Source organism: Nitrospira tepida, from assembly GCF_947241125.1.
GTDB lineage: Bacteria > Nitrospirota > Nitrospiria > Nitrospirales > Nitrospiraceae > Nitrospira_G > Nitrospira_G tepida.
On sequence record NZ_OX365700.1, the window covers coordinates 2,360,674 to 2,375,375 of the forward strand.

General features: G+C 61.9%; 11 protein-coding genes. 5 read left to right on the forward strand and 6 right to left on the reverse strand.

What is annotated here, in order from left to right; translation table 11 throughout:
• Positions 1-33 precede the first annotated feature (33 nt).
• The 3 genes from QWI75_RS11215 to QWI75_RS11225 all read right to left on the reverse strand — a co-directional run bounded on the left by QWI75_RS11215 (position 34) and on the right by QWI75_RS11225 (position 5,840).
• Positions 34-888: an OmpA family protein gene (locus QWI75_RS11215; protein ID WP_289268659.1), complete on the reverse strand. Its 855-nt coding sequence runs from the start codon at positions 886-888 to the stop codon at positions 34-36.
• A gap of 427 nt (positions 889-1,315) precedes the next feature.
• The gene (locus QWI75_RS11220) at positions 1,316-4,177 is read right to left on the reverse strand and encodes a sigma 54-interacting transcriptional regulator (RefSeq protein WP_289268660.1); all 2,862 of its coding nucleotides are present in this window, start codon (positions 4,175-4,177) and stop codon (positions 1,316-1,318) included.
• Positions 4,178-4,193: 16 nt separating this feature from the next.
• Positions 4,194-5,840 carry a tetratricopeptide repeat protein gene (locus QWI75_RS11225; RefSeq protein WP_289268661.1) on the reverse strand — a complete coding sequence of 549 codons (1,647 nt, stop codon included), beginning with the start codon at positions 5,838-5,840 and terminating at the stop codon, positions 4,194-4,196.
• 206 nt (positions 5,841-6,046) lie between these two features.
• Between QWI75_RS11225 and QWI75_RS11230 the strand changes: the two genes are divergently transcribed.
• Positions 6,047-6,682: a peroxiredoxin gene (locus tag QWI75_RS11230; RefSeq protein WP_289268662.1), complete on the forward strand. Its 636-nt coding sequence runs from the start codon at positions 6,047-6,049 to the stop codon at positions 6,680-6,682.
• A gap of 98 nt (positions 6,683-6,780) precedes the next feature.
• Here QWI75_RS11230 and QWI75_RS11235 read toward each other — a convergent pair whose 3' ends face one another.
• Together QWI75_RS11235 and QWI75_RS11240 are read right to left on the reverse strand one after the other, a co-directional pair.
• On the reverse strand, positions 6,781-8,964 hold the full coding sequence (locus tag QWI75_RS11235; RefSeq protein ID WP_289268663.1) for a B12-binding domain-containing radical SAM protein: 2,184 nt from the start codon (positions 8,962-8,964) through the stop codon (positions 6,781-6,783).
• 84 nt (positions 8,965-9,048) lie between these two features.
• Entirely contained in the window at positions 9,049-10,224 is a 1,176-nt protein-coding gene (locus QWI75_RS11240; RefSeq protein WP_289268664.1) for a RuBisCO large subunit C-terminal-like domain-containing protein, read from the reverse strand.
• Positions 10,225-10,317: 93 nt separating this feature from the next.
• On the opposite strand from QWI75_RS11240, the gene QWI75_RS11245 reads away from it, so the two are divergent.
• The 3 genes from QWI75_RS11245 (at position 10,318) to QWI75_RS11255 (ending at position 13,504) form a co-directional block, all read left to right on the forward strand.
• Complete coding sequence (locus tag QWI75_RS11245) at positions 10,318-11,124, forward strand: cyclase family protein (RefSeq protein ID WP_289268665.1); 807 nt, start codon at positions 10,318-10,320, stop codon at positions 11,122-11,124.
• 12 nt (positions 11,125-11,136) lie between these two features.
• Positions 11,137-12,015, forward strand: coding sequence for an NAD(P)-dependent oxidoreductase (locus tag QWI75_RS11250; protein ID WP_289268666.1), 879 nt, complete (start codon positions 11,137-11,139; stop codon positions 12,013-12,015).
• Between the two features lie 349 nt (positions 12,016-12,364).
• Entirely contained in the window at positions 12,365-13,504 is a 1,140-nt protein-coding gene (locus QWI75_RS11255) for an alpha/beta hydrolase (protein ID WP_289268667.1), read from the forward strand.
• A 90-nt stretch (positions 13,505-13,594) separates the two neighbouring features.
• Here QWI75_RS11255 and msrB read toward each other — a convergent pair whose 3' ends face one another.
• A complete protein-coding gene (msrB, locus tag QWI75_RS11260; protein WP_289268668.1) occupies positions 13,595-14,005 on the reverse strand; it encodes a peptide-methionine (R)-S-oxide reductase MsrB in 411 nt (136 codons plus the stop codon).
• 102 nt (positions 14,006-14,107) lie between these two features.
• Here msrB and QWI75_RS11265 point away from each other — a divergent pair, with 102 nt between their 5' ends.
• Positions 14,108-14,629 (forward strand): DUF4112 domain-containing protein, encoded by a 522-nt coding sequence (locus QWI75_RS11265; protein WP_289268669.1) that lies wholly within the window; start codon positions 14,108-14,110, stop codon positions 14,627-14,629.
• Positions 14,630-14,702 lie beyond the last annotated feature (73 nt).

Sequence of the window (14,702 nt, forward strand, 5' to 3'; positions counted from 1 at the left end):
CCGGCTCATCCGGCCTCCGGCTTGACAGAAGCGTCAAGGGGTGACGCCTTGCTCGTCTGATGTGATGGGGCTCTCACCCTCGCGGGATTCGAGCGGTTGCGTCGGAAGGGAAGTCTCGGCTGAATCCATCGCCGGCTCTGTGGCCTGTTCAACCGTGGCGGTCTCCGCGGGAGCGGTCATGCTCTCCGCAGTCGCCGGCTCCACGGGCGGCACCAGATGCGAGGCGCCGACCTTGATGAACTCCAGATGGGCGCGTCGGTTGAGCGTGAGGCAGTCCGGGCTGTCGTCGAGGCAGAGGACTCCCTCTTCCCCGAGGCTCGCCGTTTTGATCCGATGCTCGGGAACCCCAAGAGCGATCAGATGAGCTTTCACTGCTTCAGCCCGCTTGAGTCCCAGCGCCCGGTTGTACAGGCTCGAACCACGGGCGTCCGTATAGCCTTGGATCACAAGGCCGTAGTCGGGATTCCTGGTCATGAAGGCCGCATGCTCGTTGAGATAGACCTTGGCTTCGTCAGTGAGACGATTTTTCCCAAAGTCAAACGAGATGTCGGCGTGAAGCGATTCGGTGAGTTGGGTCGGGAGGGCCTGAGTTGAAACGGAAGTCAGGTGTGTCGGCTGGACGGCTGTCTCAGCCGTTCGAGTAGCAGTTGTCGAATTGTCCAGTATCGCAACGGGCGATGAAGGGAAAGAAACCGAGGATGCCGGCGTCATCTGTTCCGGTTGCGAGGCCACCATCCAGGCAATCCCGATCCCGATGGCCAGCACGAGCACGGTTCCGCTCACGATCATGACTTCCTTCATGCCGCGATCCGACGTCTGACTACCTGGGGCCACGCTATCGGGTGTTGTGTCGGCGGCATAGACTGCCTGTTGTGCACCTTTGCTCATGGATCGAACTCCTTTCTTTGATCTCCCACTGTTACGCCCCCTCTCCCTTGTCGTCTCCCATGGCCGGTTGCCGAGCACCCATTGCATTCGCAACGCGCAATGGGTCCCGGAGCAACGGACACCCAGGAGAGGAGGCGGTGAGGGGGTGATCTGTTATTTGCCTGTTCGTCCGTTGCTCCGACGGGCTCTGCCTGATGTCACCTCCTTTCGCTCTGGACCGTCATCCCGAGGGAGTCCGTTGGGCCGGGGAACTCAGCAACAGAGGTGCCGCGCTGTCGAATGGAAATGAGGTGACAAAGGTCTGTAAAAACGGGCTCTTAAGAAAGGTGGGCTGGTGCGTGCCTTGCGGGGATATTGGGACCAGTGAGGGAATGCGGGGATAGCCCCGCAGGCATGTCGGGCAACCGGAGTGGTACGGGGAGACAGTCTACTTGGTCTGAGAGGGAAGCCGGCTGGCGCGGCCGAGCTGATCGAACTCTCGTCGGATAAGCACTTCCACCGCCTTGAAGTGGCGATCGGGCAGATTCTTGAACCGTTTTCGACAGGCCTCGATGGCTTCCGAAGTGGAGGGATAGTTCCGGGCCACTTGGAACAGGTGGTCCGTGTACTCGATGAGCTTCAGCTCGACGGTGCGAACCAGGGCAGGGTCCTGGGCAAGGGAGGTCGCGGCCAGGGTCTTATCCCCTCCTGTCTCGGCCAGGGCTTGGAAGCAGAGGCCCTTCAGCCGTTGGGTGACGGTGCTTCGGTCCCACCCCAGGGCCCTTGCCGTGGCCTGCATGTCGAACCGGTGATTGCGGAGGCATGCCAGCACCGCCCTGTCTCCCGTCACGTCGGGAATGGAAGCCGAATCGCCACCGCTGCGAGCGGATCGAGGTGGGAAGGGCAGGGCAAGCCGGAGATCGTCGACGCCCAGGAGGGACCTGTCCGTGAGGGCGACCGCCTGCTCGATACATTGCTGCAACTCGCGGACGTTGTGCGGCCAGGCATGATCCTGCAACGCCTTCAGGGCCTCTTCGGAGAACTTGAGAGCGGGCTTGGCCATCGCGGCCGCCGCCTTTTTCAGAACATGTTCCGCCAGGAGCGGAATGTCCTCACGGCGGTCGCGCAACGGCGGCAGGGTCACGACCAAACCGCGAAGCCTGGCGTAGAGATCGGGGCGAAACCAACCCTCTGTGACTCCCTGTGTCAGGTCTCGGTTGGTCGCGGCGATGACGCGGACATCCACGGTCGAGAGTTTGGTGGCGCCCACGCGATAGAACGTCCGTTCCTGGAGCGCGCGCAGGAGCTTGCCCTGGTGGTCGGGCCGGAGATCGCCGATTTCATCGAGGAAGAGCGTACCTCGATTCGCCAGCTCGAAATAGCCCGGGCGGTCCTGGGTCGCGCCGCTGAAGCTCCCGCGGACATGCCCGAACAATTCGCTCTCGAACAGCTCCGGCGAGATTGCGGCCATGTTGACCGCGACGAACGGCTGAGAGGCCCGTGGGCTGAGCAGATGGATCGCGCGGGCAAAGAGTTCCTTGCCGGTCCCCGATTCCCCAAGAATCAAAATGGGGATCGGCGTGCGCGCGGCCTTTTTCACCTCGCGGAACACCTTGAGCACGGTCTCATTGCGCGAGAGGATGCCAAATTGCCGGCATTCCTCGCGAAGGACCTCCAGGTCGGCCTGCGGCAAGCAGTCGTCCGGGACAGAGGCGGCCCTGAGGCCCGCGAGATCCGCCTCCAGCTCAATCAGACGCCGCCGCGCTTCGATTTCCTTGGCTGTGGCCTCTTCAATCGCCCGCTGCATCTGTTGGGCGGAGGATTCGAGCGAACGGGCCTTCATGGCGGATTCCGCCATCCCGGCTTGAGCCGCTTCCAGATCTTCCTTGAGTCGCTCAACGAGGGATTCCTGGGAGGCGACAGCTTCCCGCACCGCGGTCAGGTGGGCCTGCACCCGCTGGACATCCTGTTCAAGCACCCTGATCTGGACGCCGGCGGCCGCCTGTTTCCACAGCAGCGTACCGGCGGTCGCGAGCAACAGGCCGCAGAGGGGAATAAACAGCGGCAAGACCAGATGGGAGATAGACAGGGAACCGAAGACCAGGCCCAGATAGGCCGGGATGGTGAGGACGATCCCGATCGTCGCTCGTCCTGGTTTCCAGGTCAGAAAGAGCCAGGTTGCGAGGGCCGGGAGCAACCAGGAGACTACGATGGCAACCGGTCGTGACGCCGGCCTCGCCCAGCGTCCGATCAACAGTGACGCCAGCACATGATAGTCCGTCAGGGGCGGTCTATTGATGCGCCAGGCCGCTTTCTCCCGATCTCTGTTGTCGAGCAGGACGATCCTGTTCGCGAATCGGGTGCGGAGTTGGTCAAACTCTTTGGCCTCGATCAGGCGCCACAGTTCTTCGGGCCGGATGAGGTTCGCGGAAGACGGGAGGGGGGTCAGCAATGCCGGGACCATCAACTGTTCTGTCTTGTCGAGCGGCAGCACCAAGTCCTGTGCGGTTGAAGCGACGGAACCGGTGCCGCGAATTCTCAAGGAAGAACCGGACCGGAACGTGAGGTCCGAGGCGGAGAGGTCGGAGGCGGTCATGAAGGCCGCGAGCCCAAAGGCCGGGACCAGCCGATCATTCAACCGAACGAACAGCGGTATCTGCCGGACCGTTCCATCCCGCTCCGGTGAGACGATCTGATGCCCCGCGTTGGCTGAGGCTTCCAGCAACGAGCCGAACGGCGGGGACAGGAGGAGCGTCTCAGGCGCACCTGAATAGCGAGGATCGACGACCGACAGCCATTGTCTGTGCGTCAGGTTGGCACCGCTCTCTTGGTCTCCCTGGGATTGGGACTGAGGTCCGCTCTGAATCAGGGCCAGGGGGATCACGACTCGGCCGCTCTGGGCAATCAATTCGGCCAACAGCGTATCGCCGGCGGCTCCGCCCTGTTCCGGGGAGCTTGGCGTGGTCAGCGGGTCGAGCAGGCCTATGGCCCGCGCGCCGGCCTGCTCCAACGCATCGACCATCCTCGCGATCTGTTCCCGCCGCAGCCCGGCCTCGGTTGCCTGGGTCTCGTTCCCGCTGCCGACGATCACGATGCTCTCAACAGCGGGCGGGGCCTGCCGGGTCGCCCACCAATCATACAGGGCCCGGTCGAGCAGGGTCGTGACTGATCCCCCGGCGGAGAAAAGTCCCGTGCTCAGGATCGCCGAGAGTCCGCCGATCACCGCCGCCTGGATCAGACGCGACGAACGGGTCCGGCGCGCCAAGAAGTCTGCGGCGGTTTGACCGAGGGCCATCGACGGGATGTGCATCTGTATGATGGTTCGGCTACGGTGCCGTGCCGGCCTGTTTGGCTTGGTCGGCCGGTGGCGTCGCGCCGTTGGCGGCGGCGGCCCAGTCATTGAGCAATTGGTCCGCCTTGATTCCGTGCAGCCCCTTGAGGAGGCCCAGGGCGCTCTGTCTGTCCGCCGGAACGCCGAGGCCGAGGGCGCGGATGCGCGCCAGCGTCAACTTGGCCTGGGGCACTCCGTCTGCGGCCGCCGATTCGAAGTAACGCAAAATGCGGGGGTCGAAGGGCGGCACGATTGGGTCCGCTCCCTTCTCGTAGATGAGGGCCAATTGCGAGCCGGCCAGGGTATCCATGGCACTGGCTTCCCTGATCAGCACGGGGATGGCCTCCCCGATGTGGTTGAGGGCCAGCAGGTGGCCGCCGAGGCTGTCTTCGTTGTCGTTGCGGCTGATCGAGGGAAACTCCTTCCAGAGCGCCTCGCGATAGGCGGCGAAGGCCTGCGCGGCCTTGATGCCCTCCGGACTGTCCGGCCATTTATATATGGCCCGGCGAAGACGCGCCAGGGCATCATGGGCTTCCTGCACGCCTTGATCCTCCGCCGCCATCCACCATTGCACGGCGGTTCCCATCTGTTTCTCGATCCCGCTGCCGGAGGCATAGGCGGCGCCGATAAAATATTGGGCTCGGGGATGGCCCGCGGCGGCCGCCGTCGCAAATTCGACGGCGGCGTCCCTTGTCCGCTTGGTCAATTTCAACAACAGCCCCAGTTGGTAATGGGCGTCCGCCGAATCAGGCTTCAACTCCACGACGCGGCGGAAGGCCTCGATGGCCCCGGCCGTATCGCCGAGGCTGTAGCGCACCAGGCCCAGCGCATAGTGTACCTGGGGCCAGGAGGGCTGCTGGGCGACGGCGGTATTCAAGGCGGCCTGTGCTTCCTTCCAATGACGTTTGGCCATCAACAACATGGCGATCTTGAGATGGGCCAGGGTGACCTGCGGATCGCGCTGGATCACGCGGCGGTATTCCTCAAGCGCCCCGTCCATGTCGCCCAGCCCGGCGAGCGCCTCTCCAAGCTCAAGCCGGGCATCGATCAAATCCGGGTAGTCGCGGACCGTTTCGCGAAACTTGGTTGCGGCGTCCAGGTATTCACCCCTGTGCAAGAGAGCCTTCGCCTCATCCAATGGGTTGGCGGGAAGCGTGGCTGCCTCAGGCGCCGGCTGCGTCGGAGGAGCTGTTTCCGCAGTTTCTGCTGTTTCCGCTGTTTCTTGGCCGGGCGCCGGCTCCTGAACGACCGGTTCAGGAGGAGGTGCTCCTTCCGCCGGAGGAGGCACGGTGGCGGCGGGAGCCGGGACGTGCGGCGAGGGAAGGGGACTCTCTTCCACTTGCGGAGTCGGCAGGGTGAGTTCCGGTGGGAGATCCGGGCGAGGTTGCGGCTGGGCAGCCGTGCCGGAGCCGGGGCTGGTCAGGTCGGGCGGCGCGGCGAGGGAGGAATCCGAATCGCGGTTGCTCTGAGGTTCGGAAGCTTGGTTGCCTTCCGGACCGGAACCTTGAGGGCCGGAGGGAGGGGCGGATTCGGTCGAAGCGGGCTGCGAAGGGCCTTCAATGACCGGTTGCGCAAACGGGGCGGAGCCATCGGCTTCGAGCGCAAGGAACCAGAGGAGGACCAATCTGAGCAGGAGTTTCATGGTATTTCGCTCGGCACGCAGTCACGCGATTCCCATTATAGCAATCAGACCGTCTCCGTTACATCTTCGGCCTGACTCATCCTTCCGCTCTTGAACATGGTGAGGCTGCCGCTGTAACGTAGTCGAACGATACGGTCCGCCGGACGAGCAACCCTCCGGAGCTGTCGTCTTACATCCTTATAAATCTTCTACAAAGGAGGAATACCATGCCATTGCGACTAGGCGATGAAGCCCCCAATTTTACGGCCGATACGACCGAGGGCAAGATCAACTTTCACGAGTGGCTGGGCAACGGATGGGGCATTCTCTTCTCGCACCCCAAGGACTTTACGCCCGTCTGCACCACCGAGCTGGGCTACATGGCGAAGATCGCGAACGAGTTCAAAAAACGGAACGTCAAGATTCTTGCCGTGAGCGTCGACCCGCTCGATGCCCATAAGGGATGGATCAACGACATCAATGAAACGCAAAACTGCACCGTGAACTATCCGCTGATCGCCGACCCGGACAAGAAGGTCGCGACGCTCTACGACATGATCCACCCGAACGCGCTCGACAATATGACCGTCCGGTCCGTGTTCGTGATCGGACCGGACAAGAAGATCAAGCTTACCCTGACCTACCCAGCCTCCTGCGGCAGGAACTTCGACGAATTGCTGAGGGTCATCGATTCGCTGCAACTGACCGCGAACTATAAGGTGGCCACCCCGGTGAACTGGAGGGAAGGGCAGGACTGCATCATCACCCCGGCGGTCAACGACGAAGAGGCCAAGCAGCTCTTCCCGAAGGGCTTCAAGACCATCAAGCCCTATCTCCGCTACACCCCGCAGCCGAATAAGTAAGGGCCTGGGGCCGGTCTGAACGGAGAAGAGCCGCTTTCGAGCGGCTCTTCTTTTTTCGGCTCCTGAGAGGTCCGAGATGATCGTTTCTGTTCGAGCGGCTACACCAATAGCAGGCCCGCTTGTTTGACTGTTCGCCAGGCGCTCTTCCGTGACCAGGAGTCGAACGCCGAGGGGCCGCCGAACGGATAGGTCTCTCGCATCTCTGCCAATCTCCGGTAAGCCGGCGGTGATTGTTTGTTCCGAGTATTAGCGGCCGCGATCAGTTCCAGCAACCATTGCGCCTGTGGCTTGTCGAGGCGGATGCGACGATCCTCCGTTTCGTTCGGGAGAATGACCGTACAGCGCTGCCTGTCGGTCTGTTCGATGACCGGCTGCCCTCCGATCCAGACCAGTTGCCTGTTGTGATCGGCGAGGGAGCGGCCGGCAGGCTTCGATGGTTTTACGGCGCGTGCGATCCAATCGCGCGGGACGGTCGTTACAGGCGCGCGGTGGGTAAACCAGCGATGGACCGGCCTCTCAAATCCTTGCCGTTCCATATAGGCTGAGAGCGCGGTGCGAAGGCCGAGCCCCAGCCAATCGGGAACCCTGGCCGACCGGTCTTCATGGACCAGATCGTTTTCCGCAAACCCTTGAAACGCCGGTCCAAGAATCCCGATGCCGTGGCGGCCGGGGTCGAGGCCGATTGGGCTGTGGGCGGTGGCGACGAATTTGTGCCAGAACGCGGATTGAATCAGATCCGCGGCGAAGAGTTGCCGGACCCGTTCGAGGCTGTCGACCGTTTCTTGGATCGTCTCGCTCGGGAATCCATACATCAGGTACGCATGGATAAGCACGCCGGCCTGCCGAAAGGCCGAAGCGACCCGAACGGTTTGATCCACCGTGATGCCCTTGTCCATTTTGGCCAGCAGGCGATCGGACGCTACTTCAAGGCCGGCGCTGACGGCGATGCAGCCTGATGCGGCCAAGAGCCGGCAGAGATCCGGCGTGAAGGCTTCCTCGAAACGGATGTTGCCCCACCAGGAGATCGTCAAGCCCTTTTCCAACAGCCGCAGCGCCAGCGATTTGAGCGAGGCCGGAGGGGCGGCCTCATCGACAAAGTGGAACCCGCGCCGGCCTGTTTCCTGGATCAATGTCTCGATGCGTCCGAGCAAGACCTCCGTGGCCGCAGCTTCATAGTTGCCGATGTAATCCAGCCCGACATCGCAAAAGGTGCAGCGCTTCCAGTAGCAGCCGTGGGCGACGGTCAGTTTGTTCCAATGACCGTCGGACCAGAGGCGATGCATTGCATTGGTCGTGTCAAGGATCGAGAGGTAGCGATCAAGCGGAAGGCCGTCGTAGGTCGGCGTGCCGATCTCCTGTATCGAAAAGTCCGATTCCGAGGCGGCGGACGTAAAGACCACGCTGTTCTGCTGGCGAAAATAGGTTCGGCACAGCGAGGTCACTGACCTCCGACTGGACAGGTATTCCGCGAGGCAGAGCAGCGGCCGTTCTCCATCGTCCAAGGTGACAAAGTCCACATAGTTGAAGACTCTGGGGTCTTGCAACCGACGAAGTTCCGTGTTGGCATAGCCGCCGCCCAGCGCGACGGTCACGGTTGGATCAGTCGCCTTGAGCCATTGAGCGATCCGAAAGGCTCCGTAGAGGTTCCCCGGAAAGGGCACGGTGAGGCCGACTAACGAAGCTCGAACGGCTGTCATATGTCGAGCCAGCGCCTCAAGCATCAGGCGATCGGTCAGCGACGGGGTGGCGGATAGCGATTGAAGAACTTGATCGAACGATGAAGCGGAGGTGCCCACATGCTCGGCATAACGGCTCAAGGCAAACTGAGGAGCGACAGTTGCTTGGATCAGGTCCGCAATGTCTTCGAGATAAAGCGTGGCCAGATGTTTGGCCTGATCCAAGGTGGACAAAGTGCCTGAACGCTTGTCCGAATCCAGGAGGCGCGCAAATCTGGGACCCTGAGGAAGGAATCGGCCCTGACAGATGCGCGTGGCCAGGGATGGATCTCTGCCCTGGAGGAAGGCAACCACTTCATCGATCGAGTGGACATAGGCCTGTTCGAGGGCCAACATCTGTCTGGCCTCGCCCGGAAGGTTATCCGACTGTGGCCTGATGGTCTCGAAGACCTCCTGCAACCCCTTCTTGGAGAACAGAGAGAGGACCAGCTCAATGCCGAGGTCTGCTTGAAACGTCTCATAGCCGCGGGAGCGCAGAAATCCGGTCAGATAAGCGGTCGAAGGATAGGGCGTGTTGAGCTGGGTCAGGGGCGGAATGATCAGCAAGACCCTGGGGCGTCCTATCCCTTGGGTCTGGACAAGATTCTCACTGTTGGGTGGGGTGGCCGAAGGTGCGATCAGGGCCATGGGTCAGGACTGTCGGTTTGAGGACAGGGACCGGCTGATCTCTTGGATGAATTGCCGGCAGCCGTTCACAAGTCCGTCCGGATGTTTCTGAATTCGGCTCCCCAGAATATAGACTACGTTCGCTCCGTACACTGATGTCATCTCCGCAATCTGCTCGAAGCCCATCCGGCCGGCGGCGCTGGGAAACATCGATCTCGTTCCGCCGAACGGCTCCGACGTCGTGCGCGCGATCGCCAGGCAGTCCTCTCTGGTCATGACATAGTCGCCGCCATAGGTCGGATAGAGGCTGATGTCCGCTCCCATCAACCGCGGGAGCTGGCCGTAGAGAAGGGCAGGAGCGATACCGGTTTCGCGGTTGACCGCGTAGGTGCCCAGCAGAGCGGGGTGACTCAGGATCGGAAGTTTCAGCTCCTGGTCGCTTGCCAGCAGACGCAAGGTCTCATAGCCCGCAAGCCCGGGACAGACGAGCAGGGCGCCGGCTCCAGCGGTCTTTGCGAACAGGGCGCGATCTCGCGCTGCCGGGAGGGCCGAACCGATATGCGGGGCGTAGAGGCAGTGCTGTCCGGTTTCACGATTGGCGTGGGTCACCGCCTCCGCGCAGGCCCGTACCCGATCTTCGAAGCGGCAAAAGGGCTGATCGTTGAGCCCTTGATCGTCCTTGACTAGATCGATGCCCGCAGAGGCGAATTGATAGGCAAGGTCGGCGAGGTCCCGCACGGACAGGCCCAGCGGCTTGAGCACGGCACAGACCAGCGGGCGATGGGAAATTCCCAGGAGGGTCCTGAGGCCCGCTTGCCCGAAACGCGGACCGGTCCAGCCGTCGAGTCCCTGTTCCGGCAGGTCAATCCTTGTCACGCGGATGCCGCGCTTGAGGCTGGTCGTGCCGTAAACCAGATGGAGCAGATCCACGGAGCTGGCCTGAGCCAGCTCGACCGGGAAGCTGATCCTGGCGATCCATGAGCCGGCTCCGGCTGCTTCAAACGATTCGATCCGGCCGAGCAACTGGTCCCGGATGGGCCCGTCGGGAATAATCTCCTCTGCCGCCTCCACAGTTTGGTCGATGCAGATCAGGTCGGCCTGCCGTCGTGCTTGGCGTTCGTCGCCGATGATGCAATACGTGACCGGCAGCCTGAGGCCGGAGAGAGAATCCGAAAGGGATGCGGAGGGCGAGACATCCACAATGGAAGAGAAGTAGCATAGGCGATCGGGCTGCTGCCAGCCCCGCCGGTCCTGATGAACGGGACCTTGAGCACGGCAACAAAAGGAGCCAGCATGGCGCGAATGAACGGCAAGTCGGTTCTCTTGAGCATGGCGGCGTGGGTCGTCCTTACCTCTTCGGCTCAAGCCGAGCTTGATGACCGGAGCATCATCGACCTGACGTATCCTTTCGATGAACACACGATCTATTGGCCCCACAACAAACCCTTCGCCTGGGAGCAGACTTCATGGGGGCCTTCGTCCGGGGGCTATTGGTACGCATCGGGACAGTTCTGCACCGCGGAACATGGAGGGACGCATCTGGACGCTCCGATCCACTTTGCCAAGGATGGCCTGACCTTGGATGAAATCCCGCTTCAGAAGCTGATCGGGCCGGCGGTCGTGATCGATGTGTCTGAGGCGGCAAAGCAAGACCGGGACTATCGCATGACGGTCGCCGACATCCAGGGTTGGGAAAAGGCTTACGGAAGGATTCCTGATGGGGCGATCGTCTTGATGAGGACCGGCTGGGGACAGTTCTGGCCGGACCGCAAAGCCTATTTGGGCAGCCAGACTCCGGACGATGCCGCAACACTGCACTTTCCGGGCTTTTCGAAGGAAGCGGCGGTCTATCTGACCAGCGGACGCCGGATCGACGGCATCGGCATCGATACGGCCAGCATGGACCATGGGCCGTCCCGGGATTTCATCGTCCATCAGATTGTCAATGGAGCGAACCTCTATGGTCTGGAGAACCTGGCCAATCTGGATCAGCTCCCGCAGAAAGGTGCGACGCTGATCCTGTTGCCGATGAAGATCAAGGGCGGGAGCGGAGGGCCGGTTCGCGTGATCGCACTGTTGCCGCAGGAGATCAAGAGATAGAGGGAGGCTGCCGTGTCATTGACGATCGCTGTCCTGGGCGGAGGGTTGATGGGAAGACCGATGGCTTTGCGTCTCAAGGCCTGCGGCCACGACCTGCGGCTTTACAACCGGACGAGCCGGAAGGTCGAGGACCTGGGACGGCAAGGGATATTGGTGGCTAGCCACCCCATGCAGGCGATCGAAGCCGCAAGGGTGGTCATTCTCATGCTGGCCGATGCGCCAGCTATCCATGCGGTGTTGGATCAATTGGACGGCAAGTTCCCCTTCGAGGGAAAGACCGTGATCCAGATGGGGACCATCAGTCCCGAGGAAAGCCGGGCTTGCGAGCGGAGGATCGTGACGCTTGGCGGCGACTATCTGGAAGCGCCGGTTCTGGGAAGCCTTGCCGAGGCGAAGGAGGGTCGTCTGTTGGTGATGGTGGGAGCGAAGCCCGAGCAGTTCGCCGAATGGCGGGAGCTGTTGGCCTGTTTCGGTCCTGATCCGCGGCACCTCGGCACGGTCGGGCAGGCGGCCCTGGTCAAGCTGGCGCTCAACCAATTGATCGCGTCGCACATCGCGGCCCTGTCGCTCAGTCTGGGATTAATCCAGCGGTCCGGCGTTCCGGTGGAATCGTTCATGGCGCTGTTGCGGGAGAGCGCCCTGTTCGCCCCCATGTTCGACAAGAAATTGCCGCGATTGCTCGACCGGCGCTATGACCATCCGAATTTCTCCGCCCGGCACCTGCTGAAGGACATCGACCTCTGCCGCGAAACGGCTGCGCGACTGAATGTCCAGACCGGCGGGTTGGACGGGGTGCGAGCGCTGGTGGCGGAAACTGTCCGCCAAGGCTGGGGCGACGCTGACTATTCCGCTCTGTTCGAAGTGATCTCGCCCATTCAACCGGAAGGATAAGCCAGCTTCGATTGCTTCCGAACGCGGAACCGGCGGCCCGTTCTTGACTTCATCCGCCGAAGCCGATATTCACATCCCGCTAGCGCGCATTATTCATAACGGTTCGTTGCGAAATTGCGGAGTCGCGTTGCGAGACGGGCGCGTGGAGCCTCGAGGGGCCGAGGCATACTTGAAACAGTATGTTGAGGCCGTGAGAGGCGAGCCCGCCCGCTGGCATGCCAGTAAGTCGCATGCCAGCTTGTCGCAGCAGCGAGGCCGCAATTGCAGTAGAAGCGTTCATGAATAATGCGCGCCTGGCGCACCGGCGTCGATCACCGCACCTCACGAGAACCGACAAGGAGCCATGAGCATGACCGAGTTACGACTGTTCTACGCGACCAACCGCAACCATCTCGGCAAGGATCGATGGCGCCCCGACGGCTACGGCAAGAAATTCAGCGACGACGGGGTCGAGAATCTCCGCTTCGGCAGGCTGACGCTGGAAGCCGACGAGTCCAAGATGGCCAGGTATCTGGATAAGGACTGCGAAACGATGGGACAGGGGGACGGCGAAGGCCTGATCAAGTACCTGTCGAAATGCGCCGAGTCCGCCGACATCGTGGCCTATCGGGAAAAGATCAACCGGTCGGTCGCCGAGGACCAACAGGAGAACATCAAGCTGGGATCACAGGCCGCGTTTGCCGATCTTCAAGCGATCATGTTCAAAAATACGGACGTGCTGATCTATATCCACGGCTTCAACGTCTCCTGGGTCGACGCGGTCGGCTCGGCCCTGTCGCTTCAGGAAATGCTGAACCACTGCCCCGAGGGGGACCCCAAACAGCACGTGCAGGTGGTGCTCTTCAGTTGGCCGTCAGACGGGATGGCGCTGCCGTTCGTCTCCTACAAGTCGGACCGGTCCGAAGCGGCCGGGTCCGGCAACGCTGTCGGCCGCGGCATTCTGAAGGTGCGGGATTTTCTCGCGAGCCTCCGCCGCGCGGATGAACAGCTCTGCAAGCAGGATCTTCATCTCTTGTGCCATTCCATGGGCAACTATCTCTTGCAGAACGCGCTCGAACGGTGCGACGCCTTCACGCCGGGCAACGCCTTGCCCCGTCTGTTCGAACATATCTTCCTCTGCTCCCCCGACGTGGATGACACGGCGCTGGAGGAGGGGCAACCGTTGGGGCGGCTGCACGAATTGGCCAGGAGCGTCAGCGTCTATCATAATCGAGGCGATGCGGCATTGGTCGTGTCGGATTACACCAAAGGCAATCCCGACCGCCTCGGATCGAACGGGCCGGCCCGGCCGACGCTGGTGCATAACAAGGTGCATCAGATCGACTGCACAAGCATTGTCAAGGGTCTGGTGGAGCACAGTTACTATCTGGTGGGCAACGTCAATGCGGATATCCGCATGAGCATCGACGGGATGCAGCACGACGACCTGAGACGCCACCGCAACCGGGTCGGGGTGATGGGCAATCAGTGGGAGATGCGGTCCACGTAATGTGGACTCACGGCCTCCTCTCCGAGGTGCCCGTTGCTCTCCCGTTGCAACGTATCATGAGAGAGGGCAGGGAGAGGGGAGACGCAAATGCTAGGACGCGACGAACTTGATCGCGGCCGAGTTGATGCAATACCGTAGTCCCGTCGGCCTCGGGCCGTCCTTGAAGATGTGGCCTTGATGGCCCTCGCATCGCGCGCAATGGACTTCCGTACGGGGATACAGCAGGTGGAAATCGGTCTTGGTGCCGATCACATGAGAGGCGACCGGCTGCCAGAAGCTCGGCCAGCCTGTGCCGCTGTCATATTTGTGCTCGGATGACCAGAGTGGAAGCTCGCATCCGGCGCAGAGATAGAGACCGGCCTGCTTGTTGTCATGATAGGCGTTGAAAAAGGCCCGTTCAGTGGCTTCCTTCCGCAGGACCTGGTACTGCTCCGGCGTCAGTGATTGTCGCCACTGCTCATCGGTCTTGACGACCTTCACGATAGTTGCGGGGATGTCCATGGTTCGTCCTCCTGCTTGGAATGGACCGCCGATGCGCCGGCTTCCGGTTCACCGGCTCGGCCAGACCTCGACGACCAACACCAGTCTCTCATAAGGATGGCGATGAAACAATCAGCCCGCCGGCCTGTTGAACGGGAACCGGATCTGAGCCAGGATCAACGGGAGGATCTGCGCCGGTTCGCCGACCTGATCGCGCGAATCCTGGACACGTCGTTTCAGATTCCTGGCACCGGCATCAGGTTCGGACTTGATCCGCTGCTCGGCCTCCTGCCTGGGGCGGGCGATGCGGTGGCAAGCCTGATCGGGTCCACGATCCTCATTCTTGCCGCCAAGCTTCAAGTCCCGCGCATCGTCCTGGTTCGAATGTCTTCCAACATGGCGATCAATGCGATCGTCGGCGCGGTGCCGCTCGTGGGGGATGCATTCTCCGTCTGGTTCCGCAGCAACGTCCGGAACGCCGAGCTGCTGCGCCGGCATGCGGCGGCGGAGCGGCGACCTTCGACCCTTCAAGACTGGCTCTTCGTCCTGTCTCTGGGAACCGCCACCCTGCTTGTCATCATCGGGGCGATTGTGCTGGTGCTGTGGGGGATCTCCGCCCTCTGGAGGCTGGCCTCGGGCGGATAACCGAGACGGTCCTTCAGATTTCTGCCAGCCCTTCTTGCCGCTGGTGCAAAAAAAAAAAAAGGGGCCGGCCAAG

What these genes read in the sequence shown, in the direction of transcription:
- QWI75_RS11265 (WP_289268669.1), top strand. Translation starts at nt 14,108, where the DNA reads ATGAAACAATCAGCCCGCCGGCCTGTTGAACGGGAACCGGATCTGAGC.
- QWI75_RS11255 (WP_289268667.1), top strand. Translation starts at nt 12,365, where the DNA reads ATGACCGAGTTACGACTGTTCTACGCGACCAACCGCAACCATCTCGGC.
- QWI75_RS11230 (WP_289268662.1), top strand. Translation starts at nt 6,047, where the DNA reads ATGCCATTGCGACTAGGCGATGAAGCCCCCAATTTTACGGCCGATACG.
- QWI75_RS11245 (WP_289268665.1), top strand. Translation starts at nt 10,318, where the DNA reads ATGGCGCGAATGAACGGCAAGTCGGTTCTCTTGAGCATGGCGGCGTGG.
- QWI75_RS11220 (WP_289268660.1), bottom strand. Translation starts at nt 4,177, where the DNA reads ATGCACATCCCGTCGATGGCCCTCGGTCAAACCGCCGCAGACTTCTTG.
- msrB (WP_289268668.1), bottom strand. Translation starts at nt 14,005, where the DNA reads ATGGACATCCCCGCAACTATCGTGAAGGTCGTCAAGACCGATGAGCAG.
- QWI75_RS11225 (WP_289268661.1), bottom strand. Translation starts at nt 5,840, where the DNA reads ATGAAACTCCTGCTCAGATTGGTCCTCCTCTGGTTCCTTGCGCTCGAA.
- QWI75_RS11215 (WP_289268659.1), bottom strand. Translation starts at nt 888, where the DNA reads ATGAGCAAAGGTGCACAACAGGCAGTCTATGCCGCCGACACAACACCC.